16 protein-coding genes are annotated in these 15,414 nt (G+C 58.4%); 6 read left to right on the top strand and 10 right to left on the bottom strand.

Translation table 11 applies throughout. The features are described from left to right. Positions 1-104 precede the first annotated feature (104 nt). On the top strand, positions 105-656 hold the full coding sequence (locus tag ACFWW4_RS02100) for a hypothetical protein (protein ID WP_411889343.1): 552 nt from the start codon (positions 105-107) through the stop codon (positions 654-656). A gap of 429 nt (positions 657-1,085) precedes the next feature. Here the strand turns inward: ACFWW4_RS02100 and ACFWW4_RS02095 are convergent, their stop codons facing one another. Next, the gene (locus tag ACFWW4_RS02095) at positions 1,086-1,946 is read right to left on the bottom strand and encodes a YdiY family protein (RefSeq protein WP_411889342.1); all 861 of its coding nucleotides are present in this window, start codon (positions 1,944-1,946) and stop codon (positions 1,086-1,088) included. 129 nt (positions 1,947-2,075) lie between these two features. Continuing rightward, positions 2,076-3,008, bottom strand: coding sequence for a LysR family transcriptional regulator (locus ACFWW4_RS02090; RefSeq protein WP_411889341.1), 933 nt, complete (start codon positions 3,006-3,008; stop codon positions 2,076-2,078). A 163-nt stretch (positions 3,009-3,171) separates the two neighbouring features. On the opposite strand from ACFWW4_RS02090, the gene ACFWW4_RS02085 reads away from it, so the two are divergent. Then, complete coding sequence (locus tag ACFWW4_RS02085; RefSeq protein ID WP_411889340.1) at positions 3,172-3,345, top strand: hypothetical protein; 174 nt, start codon at positions 3,172-3,174, stop codon at positions 3,343-3,345. Positions 3,346-3,483: 138 nt separating this feature from the next. Here ACFWW4_RS02085 and ACFWW4_RS02080 read toward each other — a convergent pair whose 3' ends face one another. The 4 genes from ACFWW4_RS02080 to ACFWW4_RS02065 form a co-directional block, all read right to left on the bottom strand. After that, the gene (locus ACFWW4_RS02080; RefSeq protein WP_411889339.1) at positions 3,484-4,680 is read right to left on the bottom strand and encodes an MFS transporter; all 1,197 of its coding nucleotides are present in this window, start codon (positions 4,678-4,680) and stop codon (positions 3,484-3,486) included. A gap of 71 nt (positions 4,681-4,751) precedes the next feature. After that, entirely contained in the window at positions 4,752-5,594 is an 843-nt protein-coding gene (locus tag ACFWW4_RS02075) for a sugar phosphate isomerase/epimerase family protein (RefSeq protein ID WP_411889338.1), read from the bottom strand. Between the two features lie 62 nt (positions 5,595-5,656). Continuing rightward, positions 5,657-6,310: a DUF998 domain-containing protein gene (locus ACFWW4_RS02070; protein ID WP_411889337.1), complete on the bottom strand. Its 654-nt coding sequence runs from the start codon at positions 6,308-6,310 to the stop codon at positions 5,657-5,659. A gap of 60 nt (positions 6,311-6,370) precedes the next feature. Beyond that, positions 6,371-7,390, bottom strand: coding sequence for a fatty acid desaturase (locus ACFWW4_RS02065; RefSeq protein WP_411889336.1), 1,020 nt, complete (start codon positions 7,388-7,390; stop codon positions 6,371-6,373). Between the two features lie 264 nt (positions 7,391-7,654). Here ACFWW4_RS02065 and ACFWW4_RS02060 point away from each other — a divergent pair, with 264 nt between their 5' ends. The 3 genes from ACFWW4_RS02060 (at position 7,655) to ACFWW4_RS02050 (ending at position 11,700) form a co-directional block, all read left to right on the top strand. Then, complete coding sequence (locus ACFWW4_RS02060) at positions 7,655-9,679, top strand: FAD-dependent oxidoreductase (protein WP_411889335.1); 2,025 nt, start codon at positions 7,655-7,657, stop codon at positions 9,677-9,679. A gap of 230 nt (positions 9,680-9,909) precedes the next feature. After that, the gene (locus ACFWW4_RS02055) at positions 9,910-10,815 is read left to right on the top strand and encodes a LysR family transcriptional regulator (RefSeq protein ID WP_393927959.1); all 906 of its coding nucleotides are present in this window, start codon (positions 9,910-9,912) and stop codon (positions 10,813-10,815) included. Between the two features lie 132 nt (positions 10,816-10,947). After that, positions 10,948-11,700 (top strand): GGDEF domain-containing protein, encoded by a 753-nt coding sequence (locus tag ACFWW4_RS02050; RefSeq protein ID WP_411889334.1) that lies wholly within the window; start codon positions 10,948-10,950, stop codon positions 11,698-11,700. On the opposite strand, the gene ACFWW4_RS02045 is transcribed toward ACFWW4_RS02050, so the two are convergent. Genes ACFWW4_RS02045 through ACFWW4_RS02030 form a run of 4 tightly spaced genes read right to left on the bottom strand, consistent with a single transcriptional unit; the run spans position 11,701 to position 14,657 of the window. Continuing rightward, on the bottom strand, positions 11,701-12,645 hold the full coding sequence (locus tag ACFWW4_RS02045) for an OmpA family protein (protein WP_411889333.1): 945 nt from the start codon (positions 12,643-12,645) through the stop codon (positions 11,701-11,703). Continuing rightward, a complete protein-coding gene (locus tag ACFWW4_RS02040; protein WP_411889332.1) occupies positions 12,642-13,208 on the bottom strand; it encodes a peroxidase-related enzyme in 567 nt (188 codons plus the stop codon). Before ACFWW4_RS02040 ends, ACFWW4_RS02045 begins: the two co-directional genes overlap by 4 nt. Positions 13,209-13,212: 4 nt before the next feature. After that, positions 13,213-13,938, bottom strand: coding sequence for a GNAT family N-acetyltransferase (locus ACFWW4_RS02035; protein ID WP_411889331.1), 726 nt, complete (start codon positions 13,936-13,938; stop codon positions 13,213-13,215). Next, complete coding sequence (locus ACFWW4_RS02030; RefSeq protein ID WP_411889330.1) at positions 13,935-14,657, bottom strand: competence/damage-inducible protein A; 723 nt, start codon at positions 14,655-14,657, stop codon at positions 13,935-13,937. The genes ACFWW4_RS02035 and ACFWW4_RS02030 overlap by 4 nt, the downstream gene beginning before the upstream one ends. A gap of 42 nt (positions 14,658-14,699) precedes the next feature. Here ACFWW4_RS02030 and sfsA point away from each other — a divergent pair, with 42 nt between their 5' ends. Further along, positions 14,700-15,401 carry a DNA/RNA nuclease SfsA gene (sfsA, locus tag ACFWW4_RS02025; protein WP_411889329.1) on the top strand — a complete coding sequence of 234 codons (702 nt, stop codon included), beginning with the start codon at positions 14,700-14,702 and terminating at the stop codon, positions 15,399-15,401. The last annotated feature ends 13 nt before the right edge of the window (positions 15,402-15,414 follow it).

Raw genomic sequence — 15,414 nt, 5'->3', positions numbered from 1 at the left:
CGGTAATCGACATCGCCCACGTCGCTGCATACGATGGACAACATGACAAACCACTTTCGAAATTTCTCAGGCAGCAGGAGGTAAAGATATTGGACTCAGGTTGGTTGGCGATTCTTAAAGCAAGTGCATGGCAGCTGCTCGGACTTAGTCTTGCTTTAAGCGTGTTTTGGCTTTTGCTGAGGGCTGAGATCCTTCCTCCCTCGGACTCGCCGTTTGTGGTCTACGGCCTGCCTCTAGCGATCCTAATTACAGCCGGACTTGGTCTTGCATCGTTAGTCGAACAGGTCGCGAAATGGGCAACGGCTGCGGTGACCAAACGCCGAGAAGCAAAAGAACAGGACCAGAAAATCGCGAAGCACCAGCGCAAATTCGCCGAACACATACCTTATATGACAGATAACGAATTAGCGATTTACGGTTATTTGCTTAAGGATAACCGGAAGAGCTTCACAGCTGAGATGGACGGCGGCCATGCGGCTTCGCTGTACAAGCGCGGATTTATTCAAACTGACGCGCAGAACGGGCATTCTTACGGGGCCTATGAATTTCCGTTCTCCGTCCCCGATCACATCTGGTCGGTTTTGGAAGAGAAACGGGACCAGTTCCCAAGCACATTCGCAGACAAAACACTGCCTTGGTATCGAAGACGCTTTTGAATACGGACGGACTATGCGCACAACTGTTGTCAGCAGGCCAGCTATTTCCAAGTATTGTTGGCTCTCAAGAATGCTGACCGCGATCCAGTATTATATTGCGCAAAATTCAGATGCTGAAAACAGCCTCATATGCTGAGATACCATGAAATCTTAGGGCTAAAGAACGGTCATTCGTGCGCTCAGATCTAACGGCAGTTCCGTCTCGCTAAGCCGACGGTTTGCAGCTCAAAGAATCATGATTGCTGCTGACACAACGCGCGCAATCCAACGCATCCAGTATCAACGCTGCAACCGGGCTGAAAGCAACAGCTTCGTTCGGGTGTGATCCCCATTCATTCCCCCAAGCAAACAAAAAAGGTGGCCGTTTTCACGGCCACCCCCTTCTTCCCTGATCATGCTCTCAGGTGCTTGGGAACGCTGATCGTATGATCAGTTGAAGTTATAGATCACCGACACACCCAGCGTGTTCACAGCGTCCGACAGGTCGTCATCGGATTCACTGTTGAAGTTGGTGGTGTAGCTGGTGCGCAGCGACAGGGTATCTGTCATTGCCACGTTCAGCGCCAACTCATTGGTGACGGTGGTCGCAGTTTCCGAATAAATCACGTCGGTGTCGTTGGTGACATAGGTCGTCTCGGTCAGGCTGCGGAACACGTTGGACGATACCGAAGCAGCGGCTTCAGAGATATCCTCGGTCTCCCGCGGGTCGCCTTCCATCGATGTCACACGCTTTGCGGCACGGTAGCCGGGGCCAGCCTGAACCGACCACTGCGTGTCGGCAGTGTTGTAGATCCGGTAACCCAGACCAGCACCGGCAAAGATGTCCTGCGTGAACTCACCTTCACTGTCGGCCAGATTGTCATAGGCGGCTTCCAGTTTGCCATAAGCAAAGAAGGTCGCGGTCAGATCGCGGCGATAATCAACGCCAGCCAGCAACGTGTCCTTTGTCTTTTCGCCATCAAATTCGCCGTAAGCGAGGCTTGCGGTGATATCGAGGCCGTTGATGCCGTCAAATGTGCCATAACGCAGGCCAAGGCCGACATCGGTCGTGTTGTCACCGTCGCTGCTGACGGACGTACCGCGCACAGCCAGCGAGCCGTAAGAGCCGATTTCGCGGCCTTCATTGCCAAAGCGGCCGATGTCACGCTCGCGATCTTCCTCGATCTGCTCTTCCAGGTCTTCGACCGCATCGGCAGATGCATCTTCGTTGCTGAATGTTGTGGTTTGCGCAGCACCGGCTGTCGCGATGAAACCGCTGATAGCGGCGATAATAAAGACGTTCTTTGTCATGGGTCTATCCTTTCCCAAGAAAGTGACCCGCCCTTTAAGGGGAACGGGAGCATCTCTGCTGACCCGCTATCTAGGGACAGATCATCATCAAGGGAAATTCAAAATAATCATGCTTAAAGCGATTATTTATTATGGATCAATTGTCTTGCCCATAACGTCTACCGCGTGATCCTCACTGATATCACGTAGCTGCGCGATTACCGCCTCTCCATCCGCTTCAGCGGCTCCGGCCACCTGCGCCAATACTTGCGCGGCCACACTGCGGATAGCGGGGTCAAGGTCCTCGCGCCACACCGCCCAGACCGGATAGGGAAAGCGTGGGGCGTCCGGCACCAGATGCAATTGCCCCGCATCCAGATACCGTTTCACATAGCGGGCGGGCAAATATCCTGCCGCCTGCCGGTTCACGATGAATTCGGCGGCCAACGCTCCCAGTGCAAAGGTTAGCCCGGGATTGGTCAGGTCCGGCAGGGCCAGCGCATGGGCGCTCACAAATTCCGGGCCCCAGTCCACGAAGACATAGCGATCATCCAGATCCATCGTCGGGTCAGGCCAAGAGGCGACAAGCACCAGTTCCTCCTCCAACACCTCCTCTGCCACCAACCCGGGGCGCAGCTGCGGCATATAAAGCAAGCCGACATGCATGATCCCTTCGATCAGGAACCGGGTCAGACGATCCGGCATCCCCAGTTCGGCCCGGATATTCAGATCAGGCATGTCCGCGCGCAACCCGTCGATCCAGCGAAACCCCAGCCGGGGCCACAGCGAATATTGCGCGCCGATGGTCAGGGACCGGGTAAACCCCTCTGGGATCGCCACCTGCTGACGCGCTTCTTCCCACACCCGGATCATCGACAAGGCATAGCGTTCAAACTCGCGGCCCGCATTGGTCAGTTCCGCCCCCGCCTTGGACCGGGTGAACATTGGCTTGCCCAGAACATCCTCCAGCCTTTGGATGCGCAGGGATACGGCAGATTGGGTCACATAAAGCCGTTCAGAGGCCGACACAAATGATCCGGTCGCAGCCACCTCGAGGAATGTCTTCAGCAGTGTGATGTCCATCACAACAGATCCATAAGCAAATATCGTTTTATATATATTTCTTATTCGTTTTTCTTCTGCATGGACAGCCCCTATCTAGGCCTCAAGCAAAGGCACCCCGCCAAACGCATCGTCCGAACCCTGAAAGGACAAGACAATTAAAACGACACTCGCACGCGCCGTCATGATCCTGACCGGTATCGTCTTCCTGAGCGCCTGTTCCGCCGAAAAGGTTGTTGACCGCAGCGTCGATGGTGGCCTTTTCATCGCAAACACCGCCGTGAAAGGCGCCGTCGGGGCCACCAAACTGGCCGTGCGCGGCACTGGCGCCGCCATCAATGCGGTCTCGGGGGAATAAGGATCAGGGCGAAAATGTGAGCGATGCGGGCAGGCCCTTGTCCCGGTCGGTGCTCGTATCGCAATACCTGATCCTACTGACCCTGCCGCACAGCAGCTTCTGCGCGGCAGGGTCTTTTTTCACGAATGCCACCTAGTGTCAGTGTCTATTCATCCGCCAGATCAACGGAACAATTGCCACGATCAGGATGGCACCGAACAAAAACGGTGCGCCGGGCAGATACAGCCCCTCACCGTTCACAAACCGCTCGAACACGCCGGTCATCGCAAGCGGGGCCGCGACAGCCGCCACCGATGACAGCGACGCGATCACCCCCTGCACCAATCCCTGCTGATCTTCGCCCACACGATTGGCGGCAAAGGCCGTCATCAAAGGCGGCGCCATGTCGGACAAAGCCGCGATAGGCAGAAAGACGACCACGGCCCACACCGCGCTTGTCCCACCAAAGCCAACCATTGCGATCACTGCGGCAACAGTCGCGATTTTCAACGTCTTGAAATCGTCCAACCGCCTGGTCAGTTGCGGCAATATACCGGCCTGCACGCCAGCAATCAGCACCCCATAGCCCGACAATGTCAGGCCAATGGTGAACCCGTCCCAGCCAAAGACCTCACGTCCCCAGAACGCCCAAAGCGTCGGATAGACCATATTGGCGAACTCAAAGACAAAGATGCAGATCAACGGAATGGCAAGGCCGGGGATCACGAATGCCCGGATAATCGTGCCAAACGGGTTCAGGTCACGCCGCCCGAAAGGGCGCCGGTTTTCCGGCTTCAGCGATTCCGGCAACACGAAAAGCCCAAACGCCACGTTCAGCGCCGACAGGCCCGCCGCGATCCAGAACGGTGCCGTGACATGCCAGCCCGACGCCATCCCGCCCATCGCAGGCCCCAGCACAAAGCCGATCCCGAACGCGGCCCCGATCATGCCAAAGGCCGCTCCGCGCTCTTCCGGCTTGGCGATGTCCGCAATATAGGCGGTCGCGGTGATATAGGTGGCCCCCGCCATCCCCGCCACAACCCGGCCCACCAGCAGCACCCAATAGGTCTGCGCCATCGCCATGATCACATAATCAATCGTCAGCGTGACAAGCGCCGCGATCAAGACGGGTTTGCGCCCATAAGCATCCGACAGGCTGCCCACAATCGGCCCGAACAGAAACATTGCCGCGGCATAGGCCGACATCATCACGCCACCCCAGAACGCGCCCTCGGCCGTACTGGAAGCACCCACGCGATCCATCAGGTCCGGCATGATCGGAAACACAATCCCGATCCCGATGGCGTCGATCATCAGGGTGGCAAGGATGAACAGAAAAGGACCGTTGAGTTTCATGGCGCCACACGACACGCGAAACGGATGTCATACAAGCCCGGAAATTCGGTCTCCCGACAGTTGCTGACGTGTTAGCCGTCGCCCCCCAGATCATCCCAGATCTCGCGCACCCACCGCATGATCACCTGCGCCTCTTCCCAGCGGTTCGACATCTCGCGGCCCTGCGCATCAGTGATGGCATATTCCGGTGGACCCAATTCGCAGACAAAGATGCAGTCGCCCGACGCATTGCGCGCCCGCCAATCGGCCAGCCCCTCGCGCCACCAGCCCTTGAACAGGTCCACCCATTTCTGGTGCTGCGGGAAGTCCAACTGCAACTGAATCTGCTGACGGGATGCCACTCGCCCCTGAAAACTGTCGGATCGCTGCAATATCCGGCTGATCAGCCCCATGTCGTGGTCAGACAGGGGAAACCAGAACTCCCGATCCACCACATAATGCGACAGGTCCGCACACATCCGCATCTGCGGAATGCGATGTAGCAATTGCAGGGTCATATACAGATCATTGGTGATGCAGTTGCGATGCGTCTCAAACTGCACCGGCACACCAATTCGCTCCGCCATCGCGATCCAAGTTTCGATCACCGGCACCATATCATCCAGCGCAATCGGCATCACCTGCCCAATCACATCCACAAACGGCGCGCCGAAATCGGCGGCCATGTGCAGCGTGTCTTCAAGGCTTTCTATCGTCTTGGGAAAGGCCACGATCAGCGGCGTCAGCCCCTGCGCCTCCATATGCGGACGCGCCGCATGGGCCACCGCCACATCCGATGCACCCAGATCAATGGCCATCCCGTCAAAACCGGCCTCGGCGACCATTGCGCAGACCTGATCCAGCGGCAGCTTCACCCCCGTCTGGTCATGCGGCTGCATCGCCCAAAGCGAGGTATAGACCTGTAATCGCCGCATGCGCTGCCCCCAATTGTGCCACAGGCACTGTCACGCAGGGCCGCAAGGCACGCAATGCAAAACTAATTCACCTCTGATCTCGCCTGCAAAGCCCGACGGGTCATCCAGTTGGAAAACGGTACGGTCCACAACAATGTGGCGGCGATGGCCAGCTTCTCCAGCCCGCCATCAATCCAGTCGGGGGCAAGCTTAAAGGCGGTGGCAAAAACCGCCCATAACACCGCTGAGACCAGAAACAGACGGGCCATCGACGGGGCCGTGTCGCGAAAGGAATACCACATCAGAATCGGCCCGATCAGGTAAAGTGGACCAAGCAGGAATGTCAGCCGCGTGTGTACGCTCATCCCATCGGTTTCAGCAGTGCGTCCAAATGCATCCCACAAGCCAATCGCGACAATCACCAAGGCCAGCAAGGCAAAACACAGGATACTGGCAGTCCAGCGCTTGGTCCCCGCATGGATATGTGCCGCGCCAATCGACAGCGCCAACAGGGATGCGGCGTTGATGAAAAATCCGCTATCCATGATCCAGCGGTGCGGGCCGCGCCCCAGATCGCTAACGGTATCGGCAAGGAAATCATGCTCGGCCACAAGGCTGGCCCAGATCAGCGCGCCGGTCGGGGCAACGCTGCCGATCAGGCCCAAGATCCCGCAAAAAGCCAGCAGCAGGGGCTCGATTCTGGGGGCGGACAGCGCGTCTTCGGTTGATGCGGGCATAGATCAATCCATCGTGGCAATGCCAGTCATCAACGGCATGTGGGCCGAATGGTTCCCTGTTTACTCCGCCGGGATCCGGCTGACCCGACCACCAGCGCGCGGCACAACCCAGACCTCATCCATGGGATACTGGCTTTCATCCTTTGCCATCAGTTTACGGATCACCTCGATCTGGAACTCGATCCAGCCCATGCGATGCACCGCGCCCGCCTTCGTCTCGATCCGGTCATTGAGGTCACGCAATTTCCAGAACGGCACGGCGGGAAAGGTATGATGGGCGGTATGGTATGGCATCTGCCAGCACAGCCAGCGCTGCAGGACATTGGCACGGGTGGAGCGGGTATTTTCCATGATGTCGTTTTCATGGGACAGCCCCAGATGCTCAATCGTGTTCTGCAACTGATGGATCGGCTTGGTCAGCACCATGGGGATCAGCCAGAATGTCAGGGCCGCCCAGCTTCCCAGCCAGACCGAAATCAGGGCAATCACCGCATACCCCGCCAGATGCAACCGGCTTTCGCGGATCACCTTGGCCTCTTCCTCGGCGCGGATGTAAGGCTCAATGATGATGCCCCTTGCCCGGCGGATGATGCCCACCACGCGGTTACGCCAATAGGTGATCCCGCTGAGCCACATAAGGTATGTGGTCAGCGTATAAGGCTCACGGACCAGCTCACCATCGCGCTCCCAGTCCTGCGTATACTGGTGATGGGCGAAATGCATGATCTGGTCGAAATCGCGGGGGAAAAGCTGGATGAACCCGATGATCCGGCCAAAATGCTCGTTCAGCCTGCGGGTCTTGAACACCGTCGCATGGGACAATTCATGCTGGGCGGCATAAAGGAAATTCAGCAACACGCCCAACGCCAGCCCGGTCAGCAGCACCCACCACGTCCCCATGACTTGCGCATGCAGGATAGCCACGACGCCAATGGCGCCAACATGGCTCGTCATCTGCAACGCACCACGCAGATCAGACCGTTCCGACAGGGCGCGCAGCTCCGCCGGTGTCAGCAGTTTCCGCCGTGAAAAACTCTGCTCCATGATCCGCAGGGTGGGTGCAAACCCACCATGCGTCAATCCTTAACGCGACATTCACATTTCGACCGTGCGCTGCATTAAACCGGGCAAAATCCGCCAAAGGGTCCGACGCTTTGCCGACGCAAATCCGACGCGATGCCGACAGCTCAAAATCACCAAAAGCCCTTTGTTAACTGGCGAATCACCGGACCATCGCACGCGGCCCGTTGCGCACCCCACCGAACGTTGCATCATGACGCCGCGTTTGGGGGTGACGCGCGCGTTACGCTCGGCCAAACTCGCCCCGAAACGGGAGGCGCATCAATGACCGAATATCCACATCTTCTGGCTCCGCTGGACCTTGGCTTTACCACGCTGAAAAACCGCGTGCTCATGGGCTCCATGCATACCGGTCTGGAAGAGACTAAGGACTGGAACCGCGTTGCCGAATTCTATGCCACCCGCGCCCGTGGCGGGGTCGCCCTGATGGTCACCGGCGGTATGGCTCCCAACCCCGAGGGCGGGGTTTTCCCCGGTGCTGCAGGGCTTTACACCGATGACGACATTGCGAACCACAAGGTCGTCACTGACCGCGTCCACGACGCCGATGGCAAGATCGCGATGCAGATCCTGCATGCAGGACGCTATGCCTACAGCCCCAAATGCGTTGCCCCGTCCGCCATCAAATCCCCCATCTCACCCTTCCCGCCGCAAGAGTTGGACGAGGACGGGATCGAAAAGCAGATCGGCGACATCGTGACCGCAGCGACCCGCGCCAAAGAAGCAGGCTATGACGGGGTCGAGGTGATGGGGTCCGAAGGGTATTTCATCAACCAGTTCCTTGTCACCCACACCAACAAACGCGAGGATCGCTGGGGCGGATCGTATGAGAACCGGATGCGCCTGCCTATCGAGATCGTCCGCCGAGTCCGCGAGGCCGTAGGCACTGATTTCATTGTGATTTATCGACTTTCCATGATCGATCTGGTGCCTAACGGATCGACCTGGGAAGAGGTCGTGCAACTCGCCAAAGCCATCGAAAAAGCCGGTGCGACAATCCTCAACACCGGCATCGGCTGGCACGAGGCACGCATCCCCACCATCGCCACATCCGTCCCTCGCCGGGCGTTCACATGGGTCACCAAAAAGCTGATGGGTGAGGTCCAGATCCCCATCATCACCTCCAACCGGATTAACATGCCGGACGTGGCCGAAAACGTGCTGGCCGATGGCTGTGCCGACATGGTCAGCATGGCGCGCCCGTTCCTTGCCGATGCGGATTTTGTGGCGAAGGCGGCAGCCGGAAAGGCTGCGGAAATCGCGCCCTGCATCGCCTGCAACCAGGCCTGTCTGGATCATACCTTCAGTGGCAAACTGTCGTCCTGCCTTGTGAACCCAAGAGCCTGCCACGAAACCGAACTGACAATAGAACCGGCTGAAAGCAAAAAGAAAATTGCCGTTGTGGGTGCGGGGCCAGCAGGCCTGTCCGCCGCCCTGACCGCCGCCGAACGTGGCCATGACGTGACCATCTTCGATAAATCGGAAGAGATCGGCGGCCAGCTGAACATGGCCAAACAGGTCCCGGGGAAAGAGGAATTCTGGGGTCTTGTCGAATATTACCGCACCATGGTCGCCAAGGCCGGTATCACCCTGCAACTGGGTACGACGGCGGATGTTGACATGCTTGCACCCTATGACGAAATCATTATCGCCACCGGCGTCGCCCCACGCGACCCGGCGATCCCCGGGCAGGACGGGCCAAACGTGCTCTCCTATATCGACGTGCTGCGGGGCAAGGCCGAGGTCGGCCAGAACGTTGCGATTGTCGGGGCGGGGGGCATCGGCTTCGACGTGGCCGAATATCTGGTAACCGATGACAGTCCCACAGAAAATCTGGATGAGTGGCTGGAAGAATGGGGCGTCGGCGATCCTGAAAATGTGCGCGGCGGCCTGCGCCCCGAAGGCCCACAGCCAGAGGCGCCGGTCCGGCAAGTCACACTTCTTCAACGCAAGTCTGAAAAGCTCGGCAAACGGCTCGGTAAGACAACCGGCTGGATCCACCGCGCGGGTTTGCAGATGAAAAATGTGCAGATGATTGGCGGCGTGAACTACGAAAAGATAGAAGCCGATGGCCTGCATGTCAGCAGCGGAGAGGCCCTTGAAAACCCGCAGGTCATCGCGGCTGATACGATTGTCTTATGCGCAGGGCAGGTGCCGGAACGGTCGCTGGCCGATGCATTGATCGCCGCAGGGCGCGAGGTTCATGTCATCGGCGGTGCCGATGTCGCGGCAGAGTTGGACGCCAAGCGGGCCATTGATCAGGGTACGCGGTTAGCTGCCAGTTTATAGGCAACTTTTTGCCTTTCGATCATGGGCCGACGAGCTTGTCCTAAGGTCAATCAAACCCCATGAAATAAGGCACCTTGGCAGCATTGAGGCCGATTTCGTCAAGGGAATCAGCTGTTTCCACAGGTGAACCAAATCCGCATTTACCCCGGTATTGTCAGGCATTGGTCCCATTCCTGCCTGATTTCGCGCCCAAGAATGGACTCAAGTTGATAGAGTTTTAGGAAGCGCGCATGGATCGTCTGACGGAAATGGAAGCCTTTGCCACGGTAGTTGACCAGGGCGGGTTCACAGACGCTGCAAAGAAAATGGGGATCTCGAAATCCGCTGTGTCCAAGCATGTTTCTTCGCTTGAGGCGCGGCTTGGTGCACGCCTTCTGAACCGGACAACACGCCGCGTCAGCCCGACCGAGATCGGTCTGGCCTATTATGACCGCGCCCGCCGCGTGCTGAATGACGCAGGTGAAGCGGATGCGCTGGTGACATCCATGCAATCGGCCCCTTCGGGCCTGCTGCGCATCAGTGTTGCCACTGATTTTGGGGTTAATCATCTGTCTCCCGTGCTGGGCGATTTCCTGAGCGAGTTTCCCGACATCACCGTCAATATGGTTCTGAACAACCGCTATGTTGAATTGATCTCCGAAGGCTTCGACATGGCCGTGCGCATTGGTGAGTTGGAAGACAGCACCCTGCGCGCCCGCAAACTGACCGAAACAACAAAACGCATGATCGCAAGCCCGGCCTATTTTGAGCAGTACGGACGGCCCGAGAAGATCGACGATCTCAACGAACATAAGCTGCTGCATTATTCCAACCAGGCAAATTCCGCCGTCTGGAAACTGACAGCACCCTCGGGCGAAAAACGACAAGTGCGGACCGCAGGCTGGCTGACCGTCAATGATGGCCAGTCCCTGCTGAATGCCTGTGTGGGCGGTCTTGGCATCGCCTACCTGCCCAGCTTTCTCTACGCGGATGCAATGCGCAGCGGGCTGGTGGAAGAAGCCATTCCTGACCTCCCGCAGGAAACGCAAGGCATCTACGCCGTCTATCCGCCAGGCCGCTTCACACAGCCCAAGGTGCGGGCATTTATCGATTTCCTCGTGCATGCATTTGCCGAGAAAGGCCCTGATACCTGGTAGGGCCGAACGGAGTTTTCCCAAGGTGCATGTCACCCTACTGGCGCGGCCCGTGTTGTTTGGCCGCGCTCTTTTATTGCTGATTAAATGATTGAAAAGCTTTGGCTGTCATTCTGATCCCTCTGAGGGGTCAAGATGAACAGAATTTTGCGTATGCTCGAACCGCGAAGTGGCATGGGCGTTTTCGTCCGTTTTGCGGTATTCGTATCATTGATCGGTCTTGCGAACGCGGCGTTCATGGCCTTTTACGCAGGACAGGTCGCGCCAGAGCCTCGCTTTGCCATCGCGCACGCCGTTATCGTGGGCGGGCCGTTCACCGCATTTTTCTTCTTCATGCTGATGCAACAGGTCCGGCTGCAAAGAAAACTGTCAGCGCTGTCGCGCAAGGACGGGCTGACCGGCATCAACAATCGCCGCACCTTTATCGAGATGACAAATCGGCGTCGCCAGACGTCGCCGATCGGGGCGCTGTTTCTGCTTGATGCTGACCATTTCAAGAAGATCAACGATACCTATGGTCATCAGACGGGCGATACATGTCTGGAAACCATTGCCTACGCCCTGCGCCGCAATCTGCGCGAAAACGACGTTGTGGGGCGCATCGGGGGTGAAGAATTCGCGATCTTTCTATGCGATGCAACACTGGTGCAGGCGCGCGCCATCGGGGAACGGATGACCAAGCCGATTGCGTTTCAGGGTCCACCGGACAATCCCCATCTGACCGTCACGCTATCCGTCGGTGTGGTGATCGCGGATGAGACCCATGAACTGGATGAGCTGTTCAATCTGGCCGATCGCGCCCTCTATCGTGCTAAGGAGGAGGGGCGCGCGAGAGTCGTCGTATGGAACGAAATGACGGAGCGATCAGACATCAAGATGGCGGGGTGATCACCGTTCCGGGATAGAGGTGATGATGACCTCGACCCTGCGGTTCGCCTCGCGCCCATCTTCGGTCGCGTTGGTGGCAATGGGGGACAGGTATCCCATCCCCTCCGCAGCCAGTTGTCGGCGATTAACGCCGTAATCGCTGACCAACCGTTCCAGGACCGATGCCGCGCGTCGTTTGGACAGGGCGATATTGGCATCCAGCGAACCAGAGGTATCGGTGTGCCCGACCAGCGCCACTGTCATCTCTGGTGCGGCCAACAGAAAATCCGCCAGCGTCTGCAACGACGTAAATGGGCCTTCCCCAAGCTGAGAAGAACCGGTGGCGAAGGCCAGATCGTCCAGCACCACATGGCCAAGTGTACTCAACTGTTCGTTCAGGTTGCCGGTGGTGGGTGGGGTCGCGGCACGGGCAGGGGGGGCGCTTGATGTGACGAGCGGTTCATCTTCTTCTTCCGGCGCCGGACCGACGCGGGTCACTTGAATAAACCCCGCCTGCGCGGTCCGGCTGACGAATAGGCTGACATATTCGGTTCCATCTGAGACGCGACGCCGCGCTGCCAGGAAACGGAAATCGCCGATGTTGATCTGCATCTCCGGCGGGGGCAGGGTTTCGGTGCCAAAGCGGAAATCGAAACCGCCGCAAGCCTCGGTCTGGCATTCGAAAATCACGCGGAAACGCGCGTTGCGTAGCTGTTCGCGCAGCGGGCGCAGCAGTTGCAAGGTTGTGAGCGACTGGGCAGAGACGCGCCAGGCTTGCTGCGTTTTTTGCCCCTCCACAACCTCTGTCGGCAAGGTGCCGTTTTCCCAGATGCCAACCGGCATGGCATAACTGTCCAGATCGCTGACAACCTCAGTCTGCAGGCTGGCATTACTTGGAAAATCAAGGGTTTGTGCCGCAGCGGCGGTGGCCGACAACAGGACTAAAGCAACCAGCCGGACGATCATCGTGCCTGGGCGTGATAGGCATCATTGGGGCGCATATCGGTGGCCGATGCCATCCGGTTGCTCATGTTATAAAACCCGGTGACGGCGGCGATGTCCCAGATGTCGCGGTCCGAAAATCCGACCTGGCGTAGTGCATCGCGGTCGGCCTCGGTCACCTTTGCGCTGGATACCGTCACCAGTTCGGCGAATTCCAGCATGGCGGTCTGCCTGGCATCCAGCCGGGCGGCGCGCCAGTTCATCACCAGCATTTCACCCAGTTGCGGATCGCCCGACAATTGCCGGACGGCAGCACCATGGGCGGTAAGGCAATAATAGCATTTGTTGATCGACGACACGGTGACCGCGATCATCTCGCGTTCCAGCTTTGTCAGCCCGGAATCAGCCAGCATCACATCGTTATAAAGCGCGGTGAAGGCATTGAGCTTGTCGATATCAAAGGCGTAGGCCTGCAGCACATTGGGGACCATCCCCAGCTTATCCTGGCAGATATCAAAGTATTTTTGCGTCGCTTCCGGCAGCGGATCAACCATCGGCAAATCAAGGGCGGTGGGCTGTTTGGTCAAAAGATCACTCCGGCAGGCTGCGATAATGATACTGTCCCACAACCGTCATCCCGAGGGAAGCGTAGAGCGTGTTCGCGGGCTCATTGTTCTGCGCGGCCACAAGTGTGAGGAATGCGGCGCCCTGTTCCTTGCCCCAAAAGGCCGCCGCGCGGGTCAGATGTTTGGCCAGCCCTTGCCTGCGGTGACCCTCGCCCACCTCAAGCGCGTGGATCATTACGCAATCGGCAGCCATCCCGATATAGACGGTGCCAGCAGGCTTGTCATTCATCCGGCCCAGCAATGTGGTCTTGGGCGGGCGGGCGCGATCCATAATGGCGATGCGGCCCGCGCCAATGCCGCCTGCCTCCCAAATCTCGGTCTGGATGGTCAGGGGGGGCCAAACCCGGAAAGCTGTGACCGGCGGAACCGGATCGGTGGCGAAGAGGTCAATCGGGGCGGCATACATATTGACCGGGTCCTTGATCACATATCCCTGTTCTTCCAGCTTGGCATCCAGCCATTCGTCGCCTTCACGAATCATGAAAAGAGGGTTTTGACCGGCCTCCATCATCGCGGCTGCGGCCAGATCAATCTCGTGATCGGTGGCAGGCCCTTCGGCGGTGGCCGCGCTGACCCTGCTGCTGCCGCTGTCATCCAGACGCACGGTCCAAGGCCCCAGCGCCTGTTTGGCAGAGGACGGCCATGTGCCATCTATGATGGCATATAACTTCTGGGCACTCGGTAATGTCACGCGTTAATAATGCTTTCCAATGTTGTCATCGCCGTATCCAGTTGCGCCGCGTCAGTGCCGCGCACGACAATGTTTGACCCGTATATACCGTCTTTTTGAAAGGGATAAGAGCCGACAGATAGATCAGAGAATTGCTGCGCGAAATCTCCCAACGGGCCTGCGATGTCACCCTCACCCCGCAACACGCGCAAGGTTCTTGAAATCAGTGGTGCCCCCCCTGTCAGGGTCGGCAGGATACTGGCGACCATGGCCTGAAATACCGCCGGAACCCCCGCCATCACATGCACATTGCGAATGGTAAAACCGGGGGCCGCGCTGACCGGATTTTCGATCAGGGCCGCGCCGTCCGGAATGCGGGCCATGCGCAGCCGGGCGGCGTTCAGTTCTGTCCCGGCACGATCGTAATGCGCCTGCAGAATGGCGCGGGCGTCATCGCGCACATCAATCGGCGTATCGAAGGCCGCAGCGATACAATCGGCGGTGATATCATCATGGGTCGGGCCAATCCCGCCGCTTGTGAATACGGTGTCATGGGTTTCTGCCAATGCGCGGACAGCGGCGATGATCGCCGGGGCGTCGTCGCTGACCACGCGCACCTCTTTCAGATCAATGCCAGCTTCGGTCAGTTGCCCGGCCAGATAATGCATATTGGCGTCACGGGTCCGTCCTGACAGGATCTCATCCCCGATAACAAGCATGGCGGCGGTGGGGTTTGGCATTCTGGTTCTCCTGCAGGTCCGAACTGGTTATAGGGTGGCCCCATGCAATTTTCCACGCCCCTTGTGCCCGCCCGTCTGATCCGCCGCTATAAACGGTTTCTGGCCGATGTCAGGCTGGAGGATGGGCGCGAGGTAACAGCCCACTGCGCCAATCCCGGCTCCATGATGGGTCTGGCGGAGCCGGGCACGAAAATATGGTTGGAACCGAATGACGATCCCAAGAAGAAGCTGAAATATGGCTGGCGGCTGGTTGATCATGAAAACGGACATTTCACCGGTGTCGACACCTCCATCCCGAACAAGGCGCTGAAGGTGGCCTTGATTGCGCATCAGGTGCCCGGACTGCCGCCCTATGATATGGTGCGGTCAGAGGTGAAGTACGGCCAGAACAGCCGCATCGATTTCCTGCTCAGCGGTGAGGGGCCTGATACCTATGTCGAAGTCAAAAGTGTCACCCTGTCCCGCAAGCAGGGGGTGGCAGAGTTCCCCGACAGCGTGACCGCGCGCGGGGCCAAACATCTGGCGGAATTGACCGATATGGTGCGGCAAGGCCACCGGGCAATCATGTTCTATCTGGTGCAGCGCACCGATTGCACCGCCATGACGCTGGCCGGGGATATCGATCCTGCCTATGCGGCAGCCTTCGCTGAAGCAAAGGCCACGGGGGTGCAATGTCTCGCCCAGACCTGCACCATCAGCCCGGCGGAGATCGCGCTGGGCAAACCGATCCCGATGCAACCCTAGAACTTGGGCATTA

Origin of the sequence: Yoonia sp. SDW83-1 (assembly GCF_046762885.1) — a bacterium.
GTDB lineage: Bacteria > Pseudomonadota > Alphaproteobacteria > Rhodobacterales > Rhodobacteraceae > Yoonia.
Note: the sequence above shows the minus strand (reverse complement) of the source record. Positions and strands in the feature narration are given on the sequence as shown.

Bases quoted from the DNA above. Each gene is read 5' to 3' on its own strand.
- ACFWW4_RS02095 (WP_411889342.1), bottom strand. From the start codon at position 1,946: ATGACAAAGAACGTCTTTATTATCGCCGCTATCAGCGGTTTCATCGCG.
- ACFWW4_RS02090 (WP_411889341.1), bottom strand. From the start codon at position 3,008: ATGGACATCACACTGCTGAAGACATTCCTCGAGGTGGCTGCGACCGGA.
- ACFWW4_RS02085 (WP_411889340.1), top strand. From the start codon at position 3,172: ATGATCCTGACCGGTATCGTCTTCCTGAGCGCCTGTTCCGCCGAAAAG.
- ACFWW4_RS02080 (WP_411889339.1), bottom strand. From the start codon at position 4,680: ATGAAACTCAACGGTCCTTTTCTGTTCATCCTTGCCACCCTGATGATC.
- ACFWW4_RS02075 (WP_411889338.1), bottom strand. From the start codon at position 5,594: ATGCGGCGATTACAGGTCTATACCTCGCTTTGGGCGATGCAGCCGCAT.
- ACFWW4_RS02070 (WP_411889337.1), bottom strand. From the start codon at position 6,310: ATGCCCGCATCAACCGAAGACGCGCTGTCCGCCCCCAGAATCGAGCCC.
- ACFWW4_RS02060 (WP_411889335.1), top strand. From the start codon at position 7,655: ATGACCGAATATCCACATCTTCTGGCTCCGCTGGACCTTGGCTTTACC.
- ACFWW4_RS02055 (WP_393927959.1), top strand. From the start codon at position 9,910: ATGGATCGTCTGACGGAAATGGAAGCCTTTGCCACGGTAGTTGACCAG.
- ACFWW4_RS02050 (WP_411889334.1), top strand. From the start codon at position 10,948: ATGAACAGAATTTTGCGTATGCTCGAACCGCGAAGTGGCATGGGCGTT.
- ACFWW4_RS02045 (WP_411889333.1), bottom strand. From the start codon at position 12,645: ATGATCGTCCGGCTGGTTGCTTTAGTCCTGTTGTCGGCCACCGCCGCT.
- ACFWW4_RS02030 (WP_411889330.1), bottom strand. From the start codon at position 14,657: ATGCCAAACCCCACCGCCGCCATGCTTGTTATCGGGGATGAGATCCTG.
- sfsA (WP_411889329.1), top strand. From the start codon at position 14,700: ATGCAATTTTCCACGCCCCTTGTGCCCGCCCGTCTGATCCGCCGCTAT.